Origin of the sequence: Ramlibacter sp., from assembly GCF_036676645.1 — a bacterium.
In the GTDB taxonomy this organism is placed as follows: Bacteria; Pseudomonadota; Gammaproteobacteria; order Burkholderiales; family Burkholderiaceae_C; genus Ramlibacter.
The window spans coordinates 1-22,114 of record NZ_JAKFCM010000056.1 but is presented as its reverse complement, the minus strand read 5'-3'; the positions used below and the strand labels follow the sequence as shown (position 1 = coordinate 22,114).

The 22,114-nt window shown below is 69.5% G+C and carries 24 protein-coding genes; 10 read left to right on the top strand and 14 right to left on the bottom strand.

Annotated features, from left to right (window positions below; translation table 11 throughout):
• Positions 1-20 precede the first annotated feature (20 nt).
• Positions 21-1,238 carry a phosphoglycerate dehydrogenase gene (gene serA, locus V6M57_RS09580; RefSeq protein WP_332814761.1) on the top strand — a complete coding sequence of 406 codons (1,218 nt, stop codon included), beginning with the start codon at positions 21-23 and terminating at the stop codon, positions 1,236-1,238.
• A gap of 157 nt (positions 1,239-1,395) precedes the next feature.
• On the opposite strand, the gene V6M57_RS09575 is transcribed toward serA, so the two are convergent.
• The gene (locus tag V6M57_RS09575) at positions 1,396-2,553 is read right to left on the bottom strand and encodes a cytochrome P450 (RefSeq protein WP_332814760.1); all 1,158 of its coding nucleotides are present in this window, start codon (positions 2,551-2,553) and stop codon (positions 1,396-1,398) included.
• Between the two features lie 4 nt (positions 2,554-2,557).
• Positions 2,558-3,763: an NnrS family protein gene (locus V6M57_RS09570; RefSeq protein ID WP_332814759.1), complete on the bottom strand. Its 1,206-nt coding sequence runs from the start codon at positions 3,761-3,763 to the stop codon at positions 2,558-2,560.
• Positions 3,764-3,925: 162 nt separating this feature from the next.
• On the opposite strand from V6M57_RS09570, the gene V6M57_RS09565 reads away from it, so the two are divergent.
• The 3 genes from V6M57_RS09565 (at position 3,926) to V6M57_RS09555 (ending at position 5,475) form a co-directional block, all read left to right on the top strand.
• Positions 3,926-4,480 (top strand): RrF2 family transcriptional regulator, encoded by a 555-nt coding sequence (locus V6M57_RS09565; RefSeq protein WP_332814758.1) that lies wholly within the window; start codon positions 3,926-3,928, stop codon positions 4,478-4,480.
• A gap of 112 nt (positions 4,481-4,592) precedes the next feature.
• A complete protein-coding gene (locus V6M57_RS09560) occupies positions 4,593-4,850 on the top strand; it encodes a DUF2249 domain-containing protein (protein ID WP_332814757.1) in 258 nt (85 codons plus the stop codon).
• A 7-nt stretch (positions 4,851-4,857) separates the two neighbouring features.
• Positions 4,858-5,475 carry a hypothetical protein gene (locus V6M57_RS09555; protein ID WP_332814756.1) on the top strand — a complete coding sequence of 206 codons (618 nt, stop codon included), beginning with the start codon at positions 4,858-4,860 and terminating at the stop codon, positions 5,473-5,475.
• 36 nt (positions 5,476-5,511) lie between these two features.
• Here V6M57_RS09555 and xth read toward each other — a convergent pair whose 3' ends face one another.
• From xth to V6M57_RS09515, 8 genes are all read right to left on the bottom strand, one after another.
• Positions 5,512-6,288: an exodeoxyribonuclease III gene (gene xth, locus V6M57_RS09550; RefSeq protein ID WP_332814755.1), complete on the bottom strand. Its 777-nt coding sequence runs from the start codon at positions 6,286-6,288 to the stop codon at positions 5,512-5,514.
• Positions 6,289-6,292: 4 nt separating this feature from the next.
• Positions 6,293-6,790, bottom strand: coding sequence for a dihydrofolate reductase (locus V6M57_RS09545; protein ID WP_332814754.1), 498 nt, complete (start codon positions 6,788-6,790; stop codon positions 6,293-6,295).
• The gene (locus V6M57_RS09540; RefSeq protein ID WP_332814753.1) at positions 6,787-7,560 is read right to left on the bottom strand and encodes a thymidylate synthase; all 774 of its coding nucleotides are present in this window, start codon (positions 7,558-7,560) and stop codon (positions 6,787-6,789) included. The genes V6M57_RS09545 and V6M57_RS09540 overlap by 4 nt, the downstream gene beginning before the upstream one ends.
• A gap of 118 nt (positions 7,561-7,678) precedes the next feature.
• Positions 7,679-8,521: an ImmA/IrrE family metallo-endopeptidase gene (locus V6M57_RS09535; protein WP_332814752.1), complete on the bottom strand. Its 843-nt coding sequence runs from the start codon at positions 8,519-8,521 to the stop codon at positions 7,679-7,681.
• Positions 8,522-8,738: 217 nt separating this feature from the next.
• On the bottom strand, positions 8,739-9,053 hold the full coding sequence (locus V6M57_RS09530) for a CcdB family protein (RefSeq protein ID WP_332814751.1): 315 nt from the start codon (positions 9,051-9,053) through the stop codon (positions 8,739-8,741).
• Positions 9,054-9,056: 3 nt separating this feature from the next.
• Complete coding sequence (locus tag V6M57_RS09525; RefSeq protein ID WP_332814750.1) at positions 9,057-9,296, bottom strand: type II toxin-antitoxin system CcdA family antitoxin; 240 nt, start codon at positions 9,294-9,296, stop codon at positions 9,057-9,059.
• Positions 9,297-9,323: 27 nt separating this feature from the next.
• Positions 9,324-10,736: an FAD-binding oxidoreductase gene (locus V6M57_RS09520; protein WP_332814749.1), complete on the bottom strand. Its 1,413-nt coding sequence runs from the start codon at positions 10,734-10,736 to the stop codon at positions 9,324-9,326.
• Positions 10,733-11,119, bottom strand: a complete 387-nt coding sequence (locus tag V6M57_RS09515) for a DUF2069 domain-containing protein (protein ID WP_332814778.1) — start codon at positions 11,117-11,119, stop codon at positions 10,733-10,735. Before V6M57_RS09515 ends, V6M57_RS09520 begins: the two co-directional genes overlap by 4 nt.
• 32 nt (positions 11,120-11,151) lie before the next feature.
• Here V6M57_RS09515 and V6M57_RS09510 point away from each other — a divergent pair, with 32 nt between their 5' ends.
• Positions 11,152-12,354, top strand: coding sequence for a YihY family inner membrane protein (locus tag V6M57_RS09510; protein WP_332814748.1), 1,203 nt, complete (start codon positions 11,152-11,154; stop codon positions 12,352-12,354).
• Here V6M57_RS09510 and V6M57_RS09505 read toward each other — a convergent pair.
• Genes V6M57_RS09505 through V6M57_RS09490 form a run of 4 tightly spaced genes read right to left on the bottom strand, consistent with a single transcriptional unit; the run spans position 12,351 to position 16,108 of the window.
• Complete coding sequence (locus tag V6M57_RS09505; RefSeq protein ID WP_332814747.1) at positions 12,351-12,671, bottom strand: Mpo1-like protein; 321 nt, start codon at positions 12,669-12,671, stop codon at positions 12,351-12,353. The two genes, V6M57_RS09510 and V6M57_RS09505, sit on opposite strands and share 4 nt — an antisense overlap.
• Before the next feature lie 33 nt (positions 12,672-12,704).
• Complete coding sequence (locus V6M57_RS09500) at positions 12,705-13,985, bottom strand: cytochrome P450 (RefSeq protein ID WP_332814746.1); 1,281 nt, start codon at positions 13,983-13,985, stop codon at positions 12,705-12,707.
• 16 nt (positions 13,986-14,001) lie between these two features.
• A complete protein-coding gene (locus V6M57_RS09495; RefSeq protein ID WP_332814745.1) occupies positions 14,002-14,808 on the bottom strand; it encodes an alpha/beta fold hydrolase in 807 nt (268 codons plus the stop codon).
• A gap of 1 nt (position 14,809) precedes the next feature.
• Positions 14,810-16,108 carry an O-acetylhomoserine aminocarboxypropyltransferase gene (locus V6M57_RS09490; protein WP_332814744.1) on the bottom strand — a complete coding sequence of 433 codons (1,299 nt, stop codon included), beginning with the start codon at positions 16,106-16,108 and terminating at the stop codon, positions 14,810-14,812.
• Positions 16,109-16,204: 96 nt separating this feature from the next.
• Here V6M57_RS09490 and V6M57_RS09485 point away from each other — a divergent pair, with 96 nt between their 5' ends.
• From V6M57_RS09485 to V6M57_RS09465, 5 genes are all read left to right on the top strand, one after another.
• Positions 16,205-16,669, top strand: coding sequence for a CBS domain-containing protein (locus V6M57_RS09485; protein WP_332814743.1), 465 nt, complete (start codon positions 16,205-16,207; stop codon positions 16,667-16,669).
• A gap of 91 nt (positions 16,670-16,760) precedes the next feature.
• Positions 16,761-17,858, top strand: coding sequence for a chorismate synthase (gene aroC, locus V6M57_RS09480; protein WP_332814742.1), 1,098 nt, complete (start codon positions 16,761-16,763; stop codon positions 17,856-17,858).
• A 290-nt stretch (positions 17,859-18,148) separates the two neighbouring features.
• The gene (locus V6M57_RS09475; protein WP_332814741.1) at positions 18,149-20,224 is read left to right on the top strand and encodes a hybrid sensor histidine kinase/response regulator; all 2,076 of its coding nucleotides are present in this window, start codon (positions 18,149-18,151) and stop codon (positions 20,222-20,224) included.
• A gap of 108 nt (positions 20,225-20,332) precedes the next feature.
• Entirely contained in the window at positions 20,333-20,791 is a 459-nt protein-coding gene (locus V6M57_RS09470; RefSeq protein ID WP_332814740.1) for a tellurite resistance TerB family protein, read from the top strand.
• Between the two features lie 93 nt (positions 20,792-20,884).
• Complete coding sequence (locus V6M57_RS09465; RefSeq protein ID WP_332814739.1) at positions 20,885-21,898, top strand: SDR family oxidoreductase; 1,014 nt, start codon at positions 20,885-20,887, stop codon at positions 21,896-21,898.
• Positions 21,899-22,114: the final 216 nt, after the last annotated feature.

Below are 22,114 nucleotides of genomic sequence, written 5' to 3'. Positions count from 1 at the left end.
AACTCCCGATTGATGATTCGATGACCCTGAACATCCTGCTGCTCGAAGACGTCCATGCCAGTGCCGATCCGGTGCTGGAAGTGCTGCCCGGCGTGCAGATCCGCCGGCTCAAGCATGCGCCCGATGCGGCGGAACTCAAGGAACTGCTGGCCGATGTCGATCTTCTCGGCCTGCGCTCGCGCACCCAGCTCGATGCAAAGGCACTCGAGGCGGCCCCCCGGCTGCGCGCCGTCGGCGCCTACTGCACCGGCACCAACAACATCGACCTGAAGACGGCTGCCGAGCGCGGCGTGGCGATCTTCAATGGTCCGTTCTCCAACACCCGCTCCGTGGCGGAGCTGGTGATCGGCCATGCCATCCACCTGCTGCGCCGCATCCCCGAGCGCCAGGCCGCCGCGCGCCGCGGGCAGTGGCTCAAGGACGCCAAGCGCTCCAACGAGATCCGCGGCAAGACGCTGGGCATCGTGGGCTACGGCAAGATCGGCACCCAGACCGGGCTGCTGGCCGAGTCGATCGGGATGCGCGTCGTCTTCCACGACGTGGAGGCCAAGCTGCCGCTGGGCAATGCCCGGCCGGCCGCCAGCCTGCAGGCCCTGCTGCAGGAGGCCGACGTGGTGACGCTGCACGTGCCGCAGACGCCGCAGACCCGGCACCTGATCGACGCCGGGCGCCTGGCGCAGATGAAGGAAGACGCGGTGCTGATCAACCTGGCGCGCGGCCAGGCGGTGGACATCGATGCGCTGCATGCCGCCCTGTCGAAGGGCCCCTTGCGCGGCGCCGCCATCGACGTGTTCCCGGTTGAGCCGGCGTCGGCCGCGCACACCTTCGAGTCGCCGCTGCGCGAGCTGGACAACGTCATCCTGACCCCGCACGTGGGCGGCTCCACCGTGGAGGCGCAGCGCAACCTGGGCGTGGAGGTCTCCGAGAAGCTGCGCGACTACCTGATGCTGGGCGCGGTGCGCGGCAGCGTGAACCTGCCCGAGCTGGGCGCCGGCCCGGTGCGTGGCGCGGCGCGCCTGGTGCACCTGCACCGCGACCAGCCGGGCGTGATGTCGCAGCTCAATGGCGTGCTGGCGGCCGCGGCGCTGAACGTCACGCAGCTGCACCTGGAAACCGACCACGGCCTGGGCGTGGCCGTCATCGACCTGAGCCAGGAGCCGGACAGCGGCACCCTGGGCGCGGTGCGCCGGATCGATGCCACGCTGGCGAGCTTCATCGCGTTCTCGCGCGGGGCTTGAGACTCATGCCATCCCGGCGCAGGCCGGCGCAGGCCGGGATCCACCTCCTGCGGCCCGAACACGCGGGAACCTTGCCCGGGCCCCCGGTGACGGATGCCGGGCCGGGCCCGGCATGACACACTGGCGGCGAGCCCGCGGTGACTCCTGCCTGTCGCGCTCACCTCTCCACGAGCAACGGCAGCTGCGAATAGCCGCTGCCCGGGTAGTGGGCGTGCACCGGCTCCCGGCCGGCCACCCTGGCCAAGCCGCGCGTTCCGGCCAGCAGTTCTTCCATCACCACCCGCAGTTGCAGGCGCGATAGCTCCGCGCCGGGGCAGACGTGCACCCCTGCGCCGTACAGCAGGTTGAGCGAGGGATCGCGATCGAGCCGGCATTCGTCCGGGTCGCCGAACACCGCCTCGTCACGGTTGGCCGAGGCCCACATCAGGGTGATCCGCTCGCCGGGCGCGAATGCACGGTCGCCGACGCGCCCGGGCCGGTGCACCACGCGCCGGTTGGCGATCAGGGGTGGGTGGATGCGCAGGATCTCGTCGATCGCGGCGCGCAGCAAGGCGGGATCGGCGCGCAGCCGCCGTTGCAGGTCGGGGTGCGCCGCCAGGTAGGCGGGCAGGATGCCCAGGCAGGATGCCAGGGTACCCAGCTCGCCCACCGTCCAGTTGCGCAGGATGCTGACCAGCTCCTCGTCCGCCAGCGGGCGGCCCTGCAGCGTCTCGCGCATCAGCCGGCTGGTCAGGTCATCGCGCCGCCGTGGGTCGTCGCCGCGGCGCAGTTCCATCTGCCCGCGGATGTGGCCGTCGAACTCGAAGGCAACGGCTGCCAGCGCGCTGCGATCGCCGGCCCGCGTGGCCGCCTGGCTGCGCCGCATCCAGTCGCGCAGGGGCTGGTGCAGCCCGGCGTCCCAGTCCATGTACGCGCACAGCAGCCGCACCGCGGTGTCGTGCGCGAAGGCGTCCATCCATTCCAGCTCGCCGGCGGGCAGCGCGCGCACCTGCTCGCGGGCGATGGCGCGCGCCACCGGCTCGAAGACGGACAGTCGTTCCGGTGCGAAGTAGGGCTCGACCAGTGCCCGCCAGGGCGTGTGCTCCGGCGGGTCCATGCCGTTGGGAATGGAGACATGGGCCGACACGGCATTGCCGAAGGTGTCGGGGTCGTGCAGGACCTGCACCACGTCGGCGTGGCGGAACAGCGACCACTGCAGGTAGTCGCTGTGCGCCACCGGGCACCGGCGGCGCATGCGGTCGTAGCCCGCCAGCTGGTCGTCCTGCACGGAGGAATCGCGCGGATCCCAGTCCTCCGCGTGGTCGGGCGTCCGCATCCGGTCAGCCGTCCTTGCCGTCCAGCCGGGTGCGCACCAGCCAGGGTGCGTAGATCCACAGGTAGACGAGGAAGGCGGCCGCCCACGCGAGCGATGCCGCGCCCAGCGCCAGCGTGTAGGCCTGCGGCGCCGCCAGCGGCAGCAGCACCCGCAGCACCGCAGCCGCCATCACCAGCAGGTAGGCCGCGACCTCGGGCCGCGAGACCTGCAGCGGCCGGCCCGTGTGGCCGCGGGCGGTGCGGGTGATCATGCCGATGATCAGGCCGCCGATCAGGCCCACTGCCAGCGCATGCAGGCCGAGCGAGGCGGCCACCCAGCCGAACTGCGCCAGCGCCAGCAGCGCCAGGCCGAGCGGCAGCCAGGCGTAGGACAGGTGCAGGATCCACAGGATGGGGCGCTTGAGCGTCACCCCCGGGGCCCAGCGCGACTGCCGCATCGCCTGCAGCACGGCGGCCGCGGCAAAGGCCAGGCCGGTGGCGGTGCCCGGCGCGGCGAACACCCACAGCACCAGCGCGAGCGCCGTCGCCGCGAAGGCGGCCCAGCCCAGCCGGGGGGCCGGCGCGATCTTCAGGCCCGGCGTGGCATTGGCCGTGAACGCCGGCACCACCCGGCCGGCCATCACGTGGATGATCAGCACGATCAGCCCGAGCGCGGCATGCAGCGGGGCCAGCGGCGACAGTTCGACGACACCCAGCGCCGCCAGGTGAAAGCACAGGTTGGCCAGGGCCAGCAGCAGCAGGATGCCCGCCAGCGGCAGGTTGCGCCGGTTCTTCGCCTTCAGCAGGACGCGCGCGAACACGGCGGCGATCACCGGCAGCAGCGCCACGTCGAGCGCCGCATAGACGGGGTAGGGCGCGGCCACCGCAGCCAGCCGGGCCGCCAGCCACAGCCCGGCCACGGCGCCCAGTGCCGGGCCGCGCAGCGTCTCCAGACCGGTCCAGGCCCTCCCGGCGGTCAGCAGGAAGCCGACGATCACCCCGATCGCGAAGCCGAACAGCATCTCGTGCGCATGCCACAGCATGGGCGCAATCGCCATGTCCAGTCGCACCTGGCCGAGGAACAGGCCGATCCACAACGGGACCGCGATCGCCGCCAGCGCCGCGGCGCCGAGATAGAAGGGGCGGAATCCCAGCCGCAGCAGCGGCGCGCCGGTCGGCGCTGGGGCGGCGGGTGGCTGGGCAGGCGCGATGGCGATCGGGGGTAGTGTCACGGTCGGGATGACCGGGATTGATCGCCCGGTCAAAAAGATGCAGAATGCGTGCATCTTAAAGCGCCGCGCGACGCGAAGCAAGCCCGTGGCGCAAGGAACCGCAGGTGCCGGACCCGGATTGCAAGGCAAGGGGCACTGGCACCCCTGACTAGAGAGACTCCCGTGCGCCTGGCCGAATACACCGACTACACCTTGCGCGTGCTGATGTACTGCGCGTCCAACCCCGGCCGGCTCGTCACCATCGCCGAGATGGCCGAGCGGCACGGCGTCTCGCGCAACCACCTGATGAAGATCGTCAGCGACCTGGGCCGCCAGGGCCTGCTGGCCACCATGCGCGGGCGCGGCGGCGGCGTGCAGTTGATGAAGAAGCCCGAGGACATCGGCATCGGCGACGTGGTGCGCGCGGCGGAAACCGACTTCCGGCTGGTCGAGTGCTTCGACGACGCCACCAACACCTGTGCGATCTCGCCCACCTGCCGCATGAAGCACCTGCTGGATGGCGCACTGGCCGCCTACTTCCGTGAACTGGATGGCGCCACCCTGGCCGACCTGGTGCTGCCGCCGGTGACGCCCGGCGAGGCCGGGGCCGGCGTGGTGATCCGGGTGCGCGCCACCGCGCCGGCCAACGAGGACGCGCCGGCGCCCGCCAGGGTTCGCACGGCCCGGCGCGCAGCGCGCCCCGTGCCGTCGCAGCGCCCGCGCACGGTACGGGCCTGAAGCCCGGTGGCGTTGCGGCGCGAAGCCCGCGACGCGCCCGCGGGAATGCCTTCTCCTGCTGCGCCGGGATCCACATAATAGATGCACCATCAATGCATCTTTTAGGATTCCAATGTCGCAACCCCACCAGCACCTCTCGCCCGACGCCCTGTATCCCTTCGATGCCCGCGGCATCGCCAAGCGCTTCCGCCACGCGGCCATCTTCGGTGCGCTGGACGCGCTGCAGCCGGGCGAGACGATGCGGTTCTTCAACGACCACGACCCGCTGCCGCTGCTGGCGCAACTGCAGGCGCGCTACGGCGAGCGCGTCGCCATCGAGTACCGCCGACGCGAGCCGGGCGAGATCGTGATCGACTTCGTGGTGCATTGAGGGCGCCATGGATCCGACTCCGGAGGCGTTTCCCGCCTTCTTCGACGCGGCTCCCGTCATCCGGATGCGCGACCCGCTCGCGCAATTCCTCGGTGCCGCGGCCGGCGGCGTGCTGCAGTACCGCTATGCCGACGCGGTGCGGCTGGCCGGCCACTCCTGCCCGACCGTGGCATCGGCCTGGCTCATGACCCGCGCCGCCCTGCGCGGCCTCTACGGCGACGATCTGCCCGAGCGCGGCGGCGTGCGCGTGGAGCTGCGTGAGCCGGCGCAGGAGGGCGTGACGGGCGTCATCGCCAATGTCGTTTCGCTGGTCACCGGCGTCACCGTGGACACCGGCTTCAAGGGCCTCGGCGGGCGGTTCGACCGCCGCCGGTTGCTGGCTTACGAGGCGCCGATCGAAAGCCAGCTGCGCTTCACGCGGGTGGACGATGGCCGGGCCGTGTCGGTGTCCTCGCGCGCGGAGCGCGTCGGCGGGGATCCCCGCGTGCGCGAGTTGATGATGTTGTGCATGACCGGTCGTGCCAGTCCGCAGCAGGTCGAGCTGTTCGGGACCCTGTGGCAGGACCGCGTGCGGCGCCTGCTGCTGGAACACGCCGACGACCCCGAAGTGGTCCAGCTGCATTGACCCTCGCCGGGCACGCGCCGACGGGGATGAGGCGGCTCAGATCTCCAGCGTCACCGGCGCATGGTCGCTGGGCTGCTTCCACTTGCGCGGCGCGCGGTCGATGCGGCAACCCTTCACCTGCGGCCGCAGGGCCTGGCTCACCAGGATGTGGTCGATGCGCACGCCGCGGTTCTTCTGGTAGCCCAGCATCCGGTAGTCCCACCAGCTGAAGCTCTTGTCGGGCTGTTCGAACAGGCGGAAGCTGTCGCACAGCCCCAGCCCGAGCAGCCGCTGGAAGTGGTCGCGCTCCTCGCGGGTGTGGTGGATGGTGTCGCGCAGGCCGTCCGGGTCCCAGCTGTCGCGGTCTTCCGGCGCGATGTTGAAGTCGCCCAGCAGCACCAGCCGCGGATGCCGCTTCAGCTCCCCGTCGACATAGGCGTTCAGTCCGCCCAGCCAGTTCATCTTGTAGGCGAACTTCTCCGTGCCCGGCGCCTGGCCGTTGACGAAGTAGCCGTTGACCAGTCGCAGCTCGCCTGGCGGCGCGTCCACCGTGGCGGCGATCACGCGCGAGTGCTCGTCCTCGAAGCCCGCGATGTTCTTCGCGATGTCGCGCACCGGCGTGCGGCTGAGGATGGCCACGCCGTTGTAGGTCTTCTGCCCGAACACCGCGCAGTGCGGGTAGCCGGCCTCGCGGATCGCCTCCAGCGGGAACTTGTCGTCCGTGAGCTTGAGCTCCTGCAGGCACAGCACGTCGACCGGGTTGGCGGCCAGCCAGTCCAGCACGTGCTGCAGGCGGGCCGTGAGCGAATTGACGTTCCAGGTGGTGATCTTCATCGCGCTACTCGGTCGCGATCCCGCGCCCGTACGTCACGAAGGCGAACCGCAGCCCCTTGGCCGAGGTCTGCTCGGTCCGCTGCAGCTCGATCCAGCCGTTCCCAGGCGCCGGCGCGCGCACGTCGCCTTCGAAGTCCGTGTCGATCTCGGTCACCTCCGCCACCTGCGCCAGCGGCATGGCCTCGCGCAGGATCTCGGCGCCGCCGATCACCCAGGCGTGCACCGCCGGCTCGCACAACGTCACCGCCTCGGCCAGCGAGCCGGCCCGCACGGCGCCCGGGGCCGACCAGCCCGGCTGGCGCGTGACGACCACGTTCGCCCGCCCCGGCAGCGGCCGGAAGCGCTCCGGCAGCGAATCCCAGGTCTTGCGGCCCATGATCACCGGCGAGCCCAGGGTGACCTTGCGGAAGTGCGCCAGGTCCTCCGGCAGGTGCCAGGGCAGGACGCCGTCCTTGCCGATCACGCCATTGCGCGCGCGGGCATAGATCAGGCCGAGCTTCATACCGCCACCGGCGCCTTGATCGCCCCGTGGCACCGGTAGTCCAGCACCTCGAAGTCCTCGTATTCGTAGTCGAAGATCGAAGCCGGCTTGCGCCGGATGTTCAGCACTGGATAGGGAAACGGGTCGCGCGAGAGCTGCAGCTCCACCTGCTCGTGGTGGTTGCTGTAGATGTGGCAGTCGCCGCCGGTCCAGATGAAGTCGCCCACGCCCAGTTCGCACTGCTGCGCCATCATGTGCGTCAGCAGCGCGTAGCTGGCGATGTTGAAGGGCACGCCCAGGAAGATGTCGGCGCTGCGCTGGTACAGCTGGCAGGACAGCTTGCCGTCAGCCACGTAGAACTGGAAGAAGGCGTGGCAGGGCGCCAGCGCCATCTTCGGCAGGTCGGCCACGTTCCAGGCGCTGACGATGATGCGGCGTGAATCGGGGTTGGTCCGGATCGTCTTCACCGCTTCGGCGATCTGGTCGACGTGGCCGCCGTCCGGCGCCGGCCAGCTGCGCCACTGCACGCCGTAGACAGGGCCGAGGTCGCCGTCCTCGCGCGCCCATTCGTCCCAGATCGTCACGCCGCGCTCGCGCAGCCGGTTGTTGTCGCTGGAGCCCTCCAGGAACCAGAGCAGCTCGTGGATGATGGACTTCAGGTGCACCTTCTTGGTGGTCACCAGCGGAAAGCCCTCGTTCAGATCGAAGCGCATCTGGTAGCCGAACACGCTGCGCGTGCCGGTGCCGGTGCGGTCGGTCTTGGGCGTGCCATGCGTGTACACATGGCGCATGAAGTCTTCGTACTGCCTTCGAATCGGGCGTTGGGCCTCCGGTCGAATTGAAGCCTTCTGTATCGCGTATGTCATCTGAAAAGAAGAAAAGGCCGTGCCTGGATCAAATCAACTGGCTTCAACGAAGCAAAGCCAATTGCTCGAGTCGGATAGCCATGGCTTCCTTCGATACTCGGAACTGAGTCATCAACGGCAGAATGTTGACCCCATTGAAAACGGGGGTGGACGCAAGAACCCGTGAGATTTCCCGGCGATTTCTTGGCTGCCACCGACTCTCTCTCGGCAGTGCTCCAGCTAAGGCGAACCGGGTTTCGTCAGTAAGCTCAAACGGGCCGTTTCCGAAGATGCTCTCGAATACTTTGGTCAGCAACTTGCGCGGCATAAGGAAGTACGCGGCGAACTTCTCTGCTTCACGCTCTTGAGGATCTTGGCTCCCGCTGGTGCCATCTAGAGGTCTGTCGCGATGCAGCCCAACGAAATCGTGCATGACTGCATGACCGAGTTCATGAGCGGCGGTGAAATTGCGGACCGATGCAGGAAAGCCGCTAGAGAGCAACACCTTTCGGTTTGGCTTATCGATTATTCCCGCAACGTTTGAGGCGGCGTCGCCAGCTTTGGGATGTAGGCCCAGTGCGCCTGTGATTTCAACCTCGTAGTCAAGCAACTTGAAGGCGATAACAGGATCAAGCGCATCAAGTGGGTCGATCAGCTTCCCTCGTTGAAAAAACTCAGAGCGCCGCTCCCAGATGCGGATCTGCAGCCTCCGCGCCAATTGTTCGATCTCTTCATCGGTGCGCCTACGTGGCTTTGCTGCCTGAATTTCAATCGGAGTGCCGATGTCAATCCCGTCGAATCGACTGACCGACTTCGTTAGCCGGTTCAAGTCATCCTCGTGAGCGTACGGGTTCTCGTAAATGAGCTTCGAAGCCTTGAGTTCTGCTATTTCTTCGAGCTCGGTCAAGTAAGCGTACTGATTCTGGAGGACTCGTCTGCGGTCCGATATCAGTTGCTCCAAGGACTTCGCCATACGGCCACCTCGCTAGAGAAGACTCAATTATCTCTTAGCACCCGGCCGGATTGAAAGGTCGCCCGGTGCCTACTGAATCGCCCTCAGCAGCACCGGCAGCGCCACAGGAGACTTGTCGTCTGGCTGCGGGATGCTTCGCGCATGTATCGGTTCACCAGGATCCAAAAAGGCTGTCCATGGCCGCCAGGATGTCGGTCCTCTGCTTGCCGAGGTTGGCGACACGACGGGTGAGTTCGCGAGCCGGAAAAGCCGCCAGGGCCGGCGTGTCGAGCACCACTCGCGTGCCCTCCACCTCGAACTCCGGATGCAGGTCGCGCAGCCGGTGGTGCAAGCGCGAGACGGGTCGCATGGGAATTACCACACGGGTGTCGAGTTCCTCAATGAACTCGTTCTGCACGTCCAGCAGGAACGGCGTGCCCTTGCGCAGGGCGGCATCCGGATGCGCATAGACGTCGAAGCGCGCCATGGGTCAGAAAGTGCGGTACTTCGCCAGGGGAAGCCCCTCGCGCGCGATCCGCGCGTTGTACTCGGCGATCGCTTCCCTGTTTTCTTCGCTCCAGCGCTCCCAGTAGCGCCGGCGCACCTCGGCGGCGAGTAGCTCGTCCACCGTCTGCGAGACGTTCATTCCCAGTTCACGGGCCATCTCCAGCACCTTGCTGTTGAGGGACAGGTTGGTGGCCTTCTTGGGCGCGTCGCCGAAACTGAACATGGGAGGGCTCCATGGTGGATGCGCACATTATATGCGCACAACACGCCCCGGATTGAGCAGGCCGGCGGGGTCCAGCGCCTGCTTCACCGCCCGCATCATCGACAGCGCCACCGGCGACTTGTAGTCCGGCAGGGATTGCGCCTTGAGCGCGCCGACGCCGTGCTCGGCCGAGATCGAGCCGCCGAAGCGGCGCACCTGCCCGTACACCAGGTCGTTGACGCGATCCTCCTGCTCACGCAGGAAGGCCGGGCCGTCGGCGCCCTCGGGCGCCTGCACGTTGTAGTGCAGGTTGCCGTCGCCCAGGTGGCCGAAGTTCACCAGCCGCACGCCCGCGATCTCGCGCGCCAGCAGCGCATCGGTTTCCTCGCAGAAGGCCGGAATGCGCGAGATCGGCACCGAGATGTCGTGCTTGATGTTCAGGCCTTCCTGGGCCTGCGCCAGCGGGATGCTCTCGCGCACGTGCCAGAGCTGCGCGGCCTGCGCCAGGTTCTCGGCCACCACGGCATCGGTGACCAGCCCCTGCTCCAGCGCGGCCTCCAGCAGTCCTTCGAACTGCCCGCGCGCATGCGCTTCCGATTCGTGATCGGCGTTCTCCAGCAACACGCCCCAGGGGCTCTCGCCGGCGAAGGGCACGCGCTGCTGCGGGAAGTGCTTGCTCACCAGCGACAACGCGAAGCGCCCCATGACCTCGAAGCCGGTCAGGCCGGACCCGAGCCGCGCGTGCGCGAGTTCGAGCAGCCGCACGGCGTGCTCCATCGACGGCACGGCGGCCCAGGCCGTCAGGCTCGCCGCGGGCCGGGGGAAGAGCTTGAGGGTCGCGGCGGTGATCACGCCCAGCGTGCCTTCGCTGCCGATGAACAGCTGGCGCAGGTCGTAGCCGGTGTTGTCCTTGCGCAGGCCGGAAAGCCCGTCCCAGATTTCGCCTTGCGCCGTCACCACCTCCAGCCCGAGGCACAGCTCGCGCGTGTTGCCGTAGCGCACCACCTGCGTTCCGCCGGCATTGGTGGCCAGGTTGCCGCCGATGGTGCAGCTGCCCTCGGCGGCCAGGCTGAGAGGGAACAGCAGCCCGGCCTGCTCGGCCGCCTCCTGCACCGACTGCAGGATGCAGCCGGCCTCCACCGTCAGCGTCAGGTTCTCGCGATCGATCGCCCGCACCGCCGTCATGCGCTGCAGACTCAGGACGACCTGGGTGCCGCTTTCGTCCGGCACGCCGCCGCACACCAGCCCGGTGTTGCCGCCCTGCGGCACGATGCTCGTGCCCGATTCGGCGCAGGCCCGGACCACCGCAGCGACTTCGGCGGTGCTGCCGGGCCGCACGACGGCCAGCGCCTTGCCACGCACCCGCCGGCGCCAGTCCTGCTCCCAGGCGCCCAGGTCGCCTTCGGTCAGTACGTTGGCCGCGCCGACGGCGGCGCGCAGCTTGTCGATCAGGGGGTTCACGCTTGCTTCCTTCTGCGCCCGCCCAGGCGCAGGCGCACGTGCAGCGCGCAGGCGGTGAACAGGACCAGGCACAGGATGATTTCGAGGATGGGCAGCCAGGGCGGCGCGACCGGATCGTTCCAGGCGCGCATCACGCCCTCGGCGAAATACAGCCAGACCAGCAGGCTGACCCAGCGGTAGGTGTACAGGCGGTGGCGCAGGAATCCGGCGAGCGGGAACAGCAGCGGCACCACCTTCAGCGCCCAGAGGGAGCCGCCGGGCCGCAGCGGCGCCAGCCACAGCTCCCAGGCCAGCCCCAGGGCGACCAGCGCCAGCAGGCTGCCGACCGCCAGCGCCCGGATGATCCGCAGCGAAGGGGGCGCTGCGATCGCGGAAGAAGGCATCGTGTCCATGGCCGATGGCATCATAGCGGCCGATGAAAATCGCCCCGCTGCTCGCCGAGCTTTCGCGCTTTCCCTGGCTCTCGACGGCGCGCACGCTGGGCGAGCGGTTCCGGGAAGACCGGCTGGGCGTCAGCGCCAGCAGCCTGACCTTCACCACCATGATCGCGCTGGTGCCGCTGGTCACCGTGACGCTGGCGGTGTTCACCGCCTTCCCCATGTTCAACAAGCTGCAGGGCACCGTGCAGCAGTGGCTGGTGCAAAGCCTGGTACCCGATGCCATCGCACGGCAGGTGCTGGGCTACCTGACCCAGTTCGCCGGCAAGGCCAGCCGCCTGGGGGCGGCGGGCCTGGCCTTGCTGTTCGCATCGGCCATCGCGCTGGTGCTGACCATGGACCGCACCCTCAACGGCATCTGGCGCGTCAGGCGCGTGCGGCCGCTGGCGCAGCGGGTGCTGATCTACTGGGCGGTGATGACGCTGGGGCCGCTGCTGCTGGGGGCCAGCCTGAGCGCCACCTCCTACGCCGTGTATGCCTCCCGCGGGCTGGTGCGCGGCATCCCGGGCGGCCTGCAGTTCCTGCTGGACGTGCTGGAGTTCGTGCTGCTGGCCGGCGGGCTGGCGGCGCTGTACCGCTTCGTGCCGAACACGCCGGTGCGCATCGGGCATGCCGTGGCGGGGGGCGTGTTCGCGGCGCTGGGCATCGAGGTCGCCAAGCGGCTGCTGGCCTGGTACCTGGGCCTGGTGCCCAGCTACTCGGCGGTGTACGGCGCCTTCGCCACCCTGCCCATCCTGCTGGTCTGGATCTACGTGGCCTGGCTGGTGGTGCTGCTGGGGGCCGTGGTCGCCGCCTACCTGCCGGCCCTGCTGGGCGCCACCCGGCGCGTGACCGGCGGGCCGGGCTGGCCCTTCCAGCTGGCGCTGGAGGTGCTGCAGCAGCTCCATGGCGCGCGCGCGTCGGCCCGCCGCGGCATGGACATCGACGAACTGGTCGCCGCCCTGCAGGTCGGCCCGCTGCAGCTGGAGCCGGTACTGGAGACGCTGGTGCAGCTGGACTGGATCGGCCGCCTGAACGAGGTCGACGACGACGTCGGCACCCGCTACGTGCTGCTGGCCGATGTGCAGTCGACGGCGCTGGAGCCGCTGCTGCGGCACCTGCTGCTGCCGCGCACCGATGCCACGCAGGGCCTGTGGGACAAGGGCGGCTTCTCGCGCCTGTACTTGAAGGACGTCGTCTAGAGCGGGATCTTCCCCAGCCAGATGTCCCTGTACATCGCGTAGTCGCCCATGAAGCTCCACACCGGGTGCCTGAAGGTGGCGGGGCGGTTCTTCTCGAAGGCGAAGTGGCCGACCCAGGCGAAGGCATAGCCGGCCACCAGCCCGGCGAGCAGGTACCAGGCATTGAGCGTCACGATGGCGGCGATCAGCAGCGCGGTGCCGACGCTGGTGCCCACGAAGTGCAGGCGGCGGCAGGTGCGGTTGCCGTGCTCCCCCAGGTAGAAGGGATAGAACTCGGCGAAGCTGCGGAAGCCCGATTGCGCGGTGGTGTCGGCCATGTTCGTCTCCTGTCGTTCCTGACGAAACGCAGTCTAGGCCAGCGCGAAGCGCGCGTGCAGGAATCCGCGAAAGCGCGCCCGCCCGCCGCGCAACGGCGGCTCGGTCAGCCGGTAGTGCGGAAACCGTGCCAGGAACCGCCCGATGGCCACCCGTCCTTCCAGCCGGGCCAGGCTGAGCCCGGCGCACTGGTGGATGCCGAAGCCGAAGGCCAGGTGGCGGTTGTTCGCGCGCGCAAGGTCCAGCTCGTCGGGGCGCTCGAACTGCGCCGGGTCGCGGTTGGCCGCGCCTATGCACAGCGTCACCAGCGCGCCTTCGGGCAGCGGCACGCCGCCGACCTCGCAGGCGGCCAGCGCGCGCCGGTTGCCGAGCTGGTTGGACGACTCGAAGCGAAGGAACTCGTCCACGGCCAGCGACATCGCCGGCTCCAGCACCTGCCAGTCCGGCTTCGCGCCGATCGTGCGCAGCAGCCAGTCCTTCTGCTGCGGCCATTCCTGCAGCGCCACCAGCGCGTTGCCGATCAGGTTGGTGGTGGTCTCGTGGCCGGCGTTGAGGATGAAGATGCAGTTCTGCAGCAGCTCGTGCTCGCCGAGCTGGTCGCCGCCTTCGCCCTGGATCAGCCGGGTCAGCACGTCGTGCTCGGGGTCGCCCGGGTGGTGCCGGCGGTGTGCCACCAGGCCCTTGAGGTAGTTCAGCATCTCGACCACGCTGCGGTTGCCGGCCACCTCCTGCGCGGGCGTGAGCCGGGGCTCCAGCGCCCCCAGGATCGCCAGCGACCAGTCGCGCAGCGGTCCGCGCTCCTCGTGCGGCACGCCCAGCAGGTTGCCGATGATCTCCACCGGGATGGCCGCGGCGAAGTCCTCGACCAGGTCGCCGCCGCCCCGGGCCTCGATGCGGTCGAGCAGCCCGTCCACCAGGGTCACCAGGCCCGGCTCCATGCCGGCGATGGCGCGCCGGGTGAGCGCACCCATGATCAGCTTGCGCACCCGGGTGTGCAGCGGCGGGTCGTTGAACACCAGGCTGGTCGTGTGGTGGGCCAGCAGCGGCGAGCCGGCGCCGTACTTGGGCGTGAACTCGACCTTCTTGTCCGAGCTGAAGGTGTGCGCGTCGCGGTACACCGCCACCAGGTCGGCATAGCGCGTGAGGAACCAGGAGCCGTCGGGCATGTGCCGCACCGGCTCGCGCTCGCGCAGCGCCGCATACACCGGGAACGGATTGGCATAGAAGTCCGGCGGCAGCTCGCGCAGGTCGAAGGAGGCGGCGATCGCCTGCGCGCGCTGCGCGCTCATGGGCGGCGTGATGGCATCGGCGTTCATGGCGACGCGCCTCCGGTCAGGGTTTGAGGAAGGACTTGAGCGCGGCCAGCACCTCGTCGGGGGCTTCGGCCATCATGTCGTGGCCTCCCTCCACCAGCACCGTGCGGCCGTCCTTCGCCTTGGCCTGCAGCGGCTGCGCGGCACGAGGCGGCGTCATCGCGTCATGGCGCCCCAGCACGAACAGCACCGGGCACTGCAGCCTTTCCATCGCCGCCTCGCCGCCCCGGTAGCCGTCGCAGGCGCTGAAGCCGCGGTGGAAGACGTTCACCTTCGGGTTGCTGGCCAGCACGCGCCGCATCAGCGCGCGCGCGCCGCCCTGCACCCAGGTGCCGGCCCCCAGCGTCGACGGCGGCGGTGCCAGCATCGAGTGCGAGAACACGTTGACCATGTCGATCGCCTTCTGCGGCGCATTCAGGGCGTTGTCCAGCAGGGCGGGCGATACCTTCATCGGGAACGCGGTGCCGACCAGCGCGATGCGGTCGATGCGCGCCGGCGCCTGGGCGGCTGCCTCCAGTGCGATCAGCGAGCCGAAGCTGTGGCCCACCAGCGCCGCCCGCTGCACGCCGGCCGCGTCCAGCAGGTCCAGGATGAAGCGGGCGCCTTCCTCCACCGAGGCCGGTGCCTCGCCGCCGCTGCGGCAGTGGCCCGGCAGGTCCACCGCCAGCACGTTCCAGCCGTGGTGGGCGAACCAGCGCGTCTGCAGGATCCAGACGCTGTGGTCGTTGAGCACGCCGTGGATGAAGACGACGGTGGGCCGGGCGGGGTCGAAGGGCTTGCCGCCGGTGTAGCAATAGGCCGCGTGGCCGTGGACGGTCAACTCCATGTCAGGCCGCCTTCTCTGCGGCCTTGAGCGCCCGCTTCAGGTCGTCGATCAGGTCGTCGGGGTCTTCCAGCCCGATCGACAGCCGGATCGTCCCCTGTCCGATGCCCGCGCCGGCCAGCGCTTCGTCGGTCATGCGGAAGTGGGTGGTGCTGGCCGGGTGGATCACCAGCGAGCGGCAGTCGCCCACGTTGGCCAGGTGGCTGAACACCTTGAGCGACTCGATGAAGGTGCGGCCCTGGGCGCGGTTGCCGCGCAGGTCGAAGCTGAACACCGAGCCGGCGCCCCGGGGCAGCAGCTTGCGCGCGAGCGCATGCCCGGGGTGCGACTCCAGCATCGGGTGCCCGACGCTCTGCACGAAGGGGTGCGAAGCCAGGAACTGCACCACCTTCTCGGTGTTGCGCATGTGGCGCTCCATGCGCAGCGGCAGGGTCTCGATGCCCTGCAGGATCAGCCAGGCCGTGTGCGGGCTCATGCAGGCGCCGAAATCGCGCAGGCCTTCACGGCGGGCCCGCAGCAGGAAGGCGCCGACGGTGGACTCCTCGCTGAACACCATGCCGTGGAAGCCGTCGTAGGGGCGCGTGAGCACGTCGAACTTGCCGCAGCGGTCCCAGTCGAAGCTGCCGCCGTCGACCACGATGCCGCCGATCACCGTGCCGTGGCCCGAGAGGAACTTGGTGGCCGAGTGGTAGACCAGGTCGGCGCCCAGTTCCAGCGGCTTTTGCAGCCAGGGCGTGGTGAAGGTGGAGTCGACCAGCAGCGGCAGGCCGGCTTCATGGGCGATGGCCGACACCGTCGGGATGTCCAGCACGTCCAGCCCGGGGTTGCCGACCGTCTCGCCGAACAGCAGGCGGGTGTTCGGCCGGATGGCGGCGCGCCAGCCGTCGATGTCGCCCGGCTTGACGAAGCTGGTCTCGATGCCGAAGCGCGGCAGCGTGTAGTGCAAAAGGTTCTGGGTGCCGCCGTACACGGCCGTGCTGGCGACGATGTGCGAGCCCGAACCCATCAGCGTGGCGATGGTCAGGTGCAGCGCCGCCTGCCCGCTGGCCGTGGCGATGGCGCCGATGCCGCCTTCCAGCGCCGACACCCGCTGCTCCAGCACCGCGTTGGTGGGATTGCTGATGCGCGAATAGACGTAGCCGGAACGCTCGAGGTTGAAAAGCGACACCGCATGGTCGCTCGACTCGAAGACGAACGAGGTGGTCAGGTGGATCGGTACGGCGCGCGCGCCGGTCGTGGGGTCGGGCGCGGCCCCCGCGTGCAGCGCGAGGGTGTCGAAGCCGGGGTCGGAATAGCCGGGCATGGGTCTCCTGCAGGTGCTTGCCGTCGTTGTGTACGGCTGGAATTGTGGGCTATATTCATCCGCACCCGCCCGTGGGCGCGGCTCGAGGAGAAAGCCATGAAGGTCAGCGACATCCTGCGCGTCAAGGGCAACACGCTCTACACCGTCAACCCCGACGAGCCGCTGGCCACCGCGATCTCGGTGATGGCCGACAAGGACATCGGCTCGCTGGTGGTGATCGAGCACGGCGACCTGGTGGGCATGCTCACCTTCCGCGAGGTGATCCAGTGCATCGTGAAGAACGGCGGCGTGATCGGCGAGCGCCTGGTGCGCAGCGCCATGGACGACGCGCCGCTCACCTGCACCGCGGAGACCGAGCTGGACGAGGTGCGCCGCATGATGCTGGACCGGCACGCGCGCTACATGCCGGTGATGGACAGGCGCATGCTGATGGGCGTGATCAGCTTCTACGACGTGGCCAAGGCGGTGGTGGACAGCCAGAACTTCGAGAATCGCATGCTCAAGGCCTACATCCGCGACTGGCCGAGCGGCGAGGACTCGCAGCCCACCGCTTCGCTGTAGCGCGGTTGCGAGCTGCGCTCGCGTCACGAATGACCTCGCCGCTGCGCGGCATCGATGACGTGCCTCATTCGTCATTCGTCATAATGAACAAATGAGCGGCAACACCTTCGGCACCCTGTTCGCGGTCACCAATTTCGGTGAGTCGCATGGGCCGGCCATCGGGTGCGTGATCGACGGCTGCCCGCCCGGCCTGGAGCTGTCGGAGGCCGACATCCAGCCCGACCTCGACCGGCGCCGGCCGGGCACCAGCCGGCACGTCACGCAGCGCCAGGAAGCCGACCGGGTCGAAATCCTCTCGGGGGTCTACGAAGGCAGGACCACCGGCACGCCGATCGCCCTGCTGATCCGCAACACCGACCAGCGCAGCAAGGACTACGGCGAAGTCGCGCAGGCCTTCCGGCCCGGCCACGCCGACTACACCTACCTGCAGAAGTACGGCCTGCGCGATCCGCGCGGCGGCGGCCGCTCCTCGGCCCGGCTCACCGCGCCCATGGTGGCGGCCGGCGCCGTCGCCAGGAAGTGGCTGGCCCTCCGGCACGGCATGGTGTTCCGCGGCTGCATGCAGCAGCTGGGCGAGCTTGAGGTCGGCTTCGAGTCCTGGGACCACGTGCCGAACAATCCATTCTTCGCGCCGGTCGCCGACGTGTCGCGCCTGGAGGCGTACATGGACTCCCTGCGCAAGGCGGGCGACTCCTGCGGGGCGCGCATCCGTGTCACGGCCGGCAACGTGCCGGTCGGGCTGGGCGAGCCGCTGTACGACAAGCTGGATGCCGACATCGCCTGGGCCATGATGGGCATCAATGCGGTCAAGGGCGTGGAGATCGGCGCCGGTTTCGCCAGCGTCCCCCAGCGCGGCACCACGCACGGCGATTCGCTCACGCCGCAGGGCTTCGCCAGCAACAACGCCGGCGGCGTCCTGGGCGGCATCAGCACCGGCCAGGACCTCGAGGTCTCGATCGCGATCAAGCCCACCAGCTCCATCATCAGCCCGCGCGAGAGCATCGACGTGCGCGGCCAGCGCACCCAGGTGGTCACCCGGGGCCGCCACGATCCCTGCGTCGGCATCCGGGCCACGCCCATCGCCGAGGCGATGCTGGCGCTGGTCGTCATGGACCACGTCCTGCGCCACCGCGCACAGAACGCCGACGTGCAGGCGCCGCTGCCGCCCATCGCCGCTTCCTTCCTCTGAGCCTTGCGGCGCCCGCCGCCGATCCGCCGCTGCGAACCCACCCGTGGGACCGCTGGATGCATTTGTTACGGGCGCGGAACCCGATGCGCTGCTCCCATAAGAGTAGCGGACTCGGCAGGCCCCGGGCGGTCCGGCGTCGTGGCCTGGGCCAACCGGGCGAGGTGTCGCGCTGGCTCGGCGCCGCGCCACCTGACTGGGCGATTGCGCATACGCTCCAGGAATTAGTGCGAATCGACATGCCCCAGCCCGAGCAGCCGCAGCCGCCCGCCGCCCCGTCCAAGCCGACCGGCATGGGAAAGCTTCCCATTGCGCAGGACATGGCCCGGCTGGCGGCCACCCTGCAGGAGAGCGAGGAGCGCCTGCAACTGGCCGTGGAGGCCGGTGGCCTGGGCGTCTGGCGCATCGACCTGGAAAGTGGCCTTGCGACCTGGTGGCCGGGCATGGAGCGGCTGCACGGGCTGCCGCCCGGTTCGCCGCCGCTGCACGGGGAGGCCTACCTCGAAGCGATCGATCCGCGCGACCGCGACAAGGTGCGCGCTGCGCTGCGCGAGTCCATCGTCCGCACCGGCTGGCACCGCGTGGAATACCGGGTGCACTGGCCCGACGGCCGCGTGCGCTGGATCGAGGCGCGCGGGCGCGTGCGCCGCGACGACAGGGGCCGGGCGATGTCGATGTCCGGCGTGTGCGTGGACATCACGCGGCGCAAGCACGTGGAGCACGACCTGAAGTTCCTGGCCGAAGCCAGCGCCGAACTGGCCGGGGTCAACGACTACACGGGCACGCTGGACCGGATCGCGCGGCTGGCGGTCCCGCGCTTTGCCGACTGGTGTGCCGTCGACATGCAGCAGCCCGATGGGTCCCTGCAGCGGGTGGCGACCGCCCACGTGGACCCCGGCAAGGAGCGCCTGCTGCACGAGATGCACGAGCGCTATCCGCCCGATCCGCTGTCGCCGATCGGCACCTGGCATGTGCTGCGGACCGGCCGCGGCGACCTGGTGCCGGAAATCAGCGACGAGATGCTGGAGGCCGGCGCGGCCGACGAGCACCTGCGCGAGATGCTGCGGCTGCTGGGCATGCGCTCGTACATCGGCGCCCCGTTGAACTCGCGCGGGCGCACCCTGGGCGTGCTGACCTTCATCACTTCGCGATCGGGCCGGCGCTACGGACCCGAGGACCTGGCGCTGGCCGAGGACCTGGCGCGCCGCGCGGCCGTGGCGATCGACAACGCCCAGCTGCTGGCCGCGATGCGCGAGTCCGACCGCGCCAAGGACGTCTTCCTGGCCACGCTGGCGCACGAGCTGCGCAACCCGCTGGCGCCGATCTGGAACGGCCTGTCGCTGATCAAGCGCGCCAAGGGGGACCCGCACCGCATCGAGCAGGTGGGCGGCATCATCGAGCGCCAGGTCGGCCAGCTGTCCCGGCTGGTGGATGACCTGCTGGACGTCTCGCGCATCACCGCCGGCAAGATCGAACTGAAGAAGGAGCCCACGAACCTGGTGCACGCGATCAATGCCGCCGTCGAGGTCAGCCGGCCGCACATCGAGGCCGCGCACCACCAGCTGTCGATCGCCTTCCCCAACGAGTCGACCGACCTGGTGGCCGACCCGGCCCGCCTGACCCAGGTGTTTTCCAACCTGCTGAACAACGCCGCCAAGTACACCCGGCGCGGCGGCCACATCGACGTGCTGGTGGAGACGAGGGCGGACGACCTGGTGGTGCGCGTGCGCGACAGCGGCATCGGCATCGCGCCCGAAATGTTGCGCAAGGTGTTCGGCCTGTTCACCCAGGCCGGACATCCGGCCGAGCGCCACCATGGCGGACTGGGGATAGGCCTGTCGCTGGTCGATGGCCTGGTGCGGCTGCATGGCGGCCAGGTGGAAGCGCACAGCGCGGGGCCCGACAAGGGCAGCGAGTTCGTGGTGGTGCTGCCCCGGCACCGGCGCGAAGCCGCCGCTGCCGGTGCCGGACCGGGCGGCGAGCGGCCGGCCGCGCCGGCGCCGACCCAGCCGCCGGCGCGGCGCATGCTGGTGGTCGACGACAACGAGGATGCGGCGAGCACCGTGGCCGAGCTGCTGAAGATGTCGGGCATCGAAGTGCGGATCGCGCACGATGGCCTGTCCGCCGTGGACTGCACGGCCGAGTTCCGGCCCGACGTGGTGCTGCTGGACATCGGCCTGCCGGACATCAGCGGCTACGAGGTGGCCCGCCGCATCCGCAAGCTGGAAGGCGTGCGCCAGCCCATGCTGGTGGCGCTCACCGGCTGGGGCCAGCCGCAGGACAAGGAGGCGGCGGCCGCGGCCGGCTTCGACCAGCACTGGACCAAGCCGGTCGACCCGCTGCGGCTGCAGGAACTTTCGGCCCGTTGAGTTCTCCTTCCTCGGGGCGATCACGAATTCGCGCGGCCAGGCCGGGCCATTCGTCCGCCGACCCGCCGACGGGGCTGCCGCAGCCGCCGCGGCCACCTCCTGCCCGCCATGTTCAAGACCTTCCGCGACCTGCTCTCCTCCCTCACCGCTGCACCCGCCGCCGAGGGGCCCGATCCCGGGGCGCTGCAGCTGGCCTGCGCCGTGCTGCTGGTGGAAGTCATGCGGGCCGACCCGCAGACGGCGGCGCCCGAGCGCGAATCCGTGCTGCGGGCGCTGCGCCAGCGCTTTCCGCTCGGCGAGCAGGCGCTGGACGAGCTGGTCGCCATGGCCGAACAGGCCTCGCGCAGCGCCGGCAGCTTCCACCAGTTCACCACCGAGCTGAACGAGCAGCTGCCGCAGCCGGAGAAGGTGCAGATCGTCGAGACGCTGTGGCAGGTCGCCTATGCCGACGGCCGCCTCGACGCGCACGAGAACCACGTGATCTCGCGCATCGCCGGCCTGCTGCACGTGACGCACGGCGAATACATCGCGGCCAAGCTGCACGCCAAGCAGGCCGCCGGCCTGTAGGCCCGCTCCCACGCCGGCGGACCGCGCCGTTCTACAGCGCCGGTTCAGGGCGCTGGCGATAGTGGGGCACACCCGACCGAAGGAGCCCCCACGATGGAGAGAAAGCCCAGCGCTCGCGGCGCGGCCGACGCCACGGCCGAAAAGCAGCGCGACATCCAGCGCGAACAGGATCGCAAGGACGAGGCCAAGGCCCGGGCGAAGGAAGCCGGCCAGGGCCCGCACGAGCAGAAGGACAAGGCGGTGCAGACCGGCCGCCCGCAGCCGCAGGACATGCCGGCCCAGCATCTGGAAAAGCCGGGCATCGAAGCCGACATGCAGTTGCAGCCGCGCTTCATGGCGACCGACTACCGCGGCAGCGGCAAGCTGGAGGGCATGGCGGCGCTGGTCACCGGCGGCGACTCGGGCATAGGCCGGGCCGTCGCGGTCCTGTATGCGCGCGAGGGTGCCGACGTCGCCATCGTCTACCTCAGTGCCCAGGAAGACGCCGAGGAGACCCGGCGCTGCGTGGAAAGGGAGGGCCGGCGCTGCCTGCTGGTGCGCGGCGACGTGAAGGATTCGAAGTTCTGCCGCGAGGCGGTGGAACGGACGGTGGCCGAATTCGGCCACCTCGAGATCCTGGTGAACAACGCCGCCTTCCAGGAGCACGCCGGCTCGCTGGCCGACATCACCGACGAGCGGCTGGAGGAAACCATGAAGACCAACATCTTCGGGTACTTCTACATGGCGCGCGCCGCGCTGCCGCACCTGAAGCGGGGGGCGTCCATCATCAACACCGGCTCCGTGGTGGGGCTGCGCGGCAGTGGCCAGCTGCTGGACTATTCGGCCACCAAGGGCGCGATCCATGCCTTCACGATGTCGCTGGCGTCCAGCCTGATCGACAAGGGCATCCGCGTGAACGCGATCGCGCCGGGCCCGGTGTGGACGCCGCTCAATCCGGCCGACCAGACCGCGGAGAAGGTGGCGCAGTTCGGCCAGTCGACCGATTTCAAGCGCCCGGCGCAGCCGGAGGAGTTGTCGCCCGCCTACGTGTTCCTGGCAGCGCCTTCCTGCGCGAGCTACATCACCGGGATCGTGCTGCCGGTGACGGGGAGCGTGGGGGGGACCTGAGGGAGTTGTCATGGCGGGCCTGACCCGCCATCCATCACCCGACCGCCGGACATCGCCGGCGCGTGTTCATGGGCCCGGAGGTGGATCCCGGCTTTCGCCCATTAGCGCTAACATAAATCAAGGCTCTTGAGGTATCCTCTACTCATCCATGGCGATGAGAAGAGGCCCTTCATGAAACAGTTGGCGCCGCAGCCGTCTTCAGAGCGCACAAGCTTG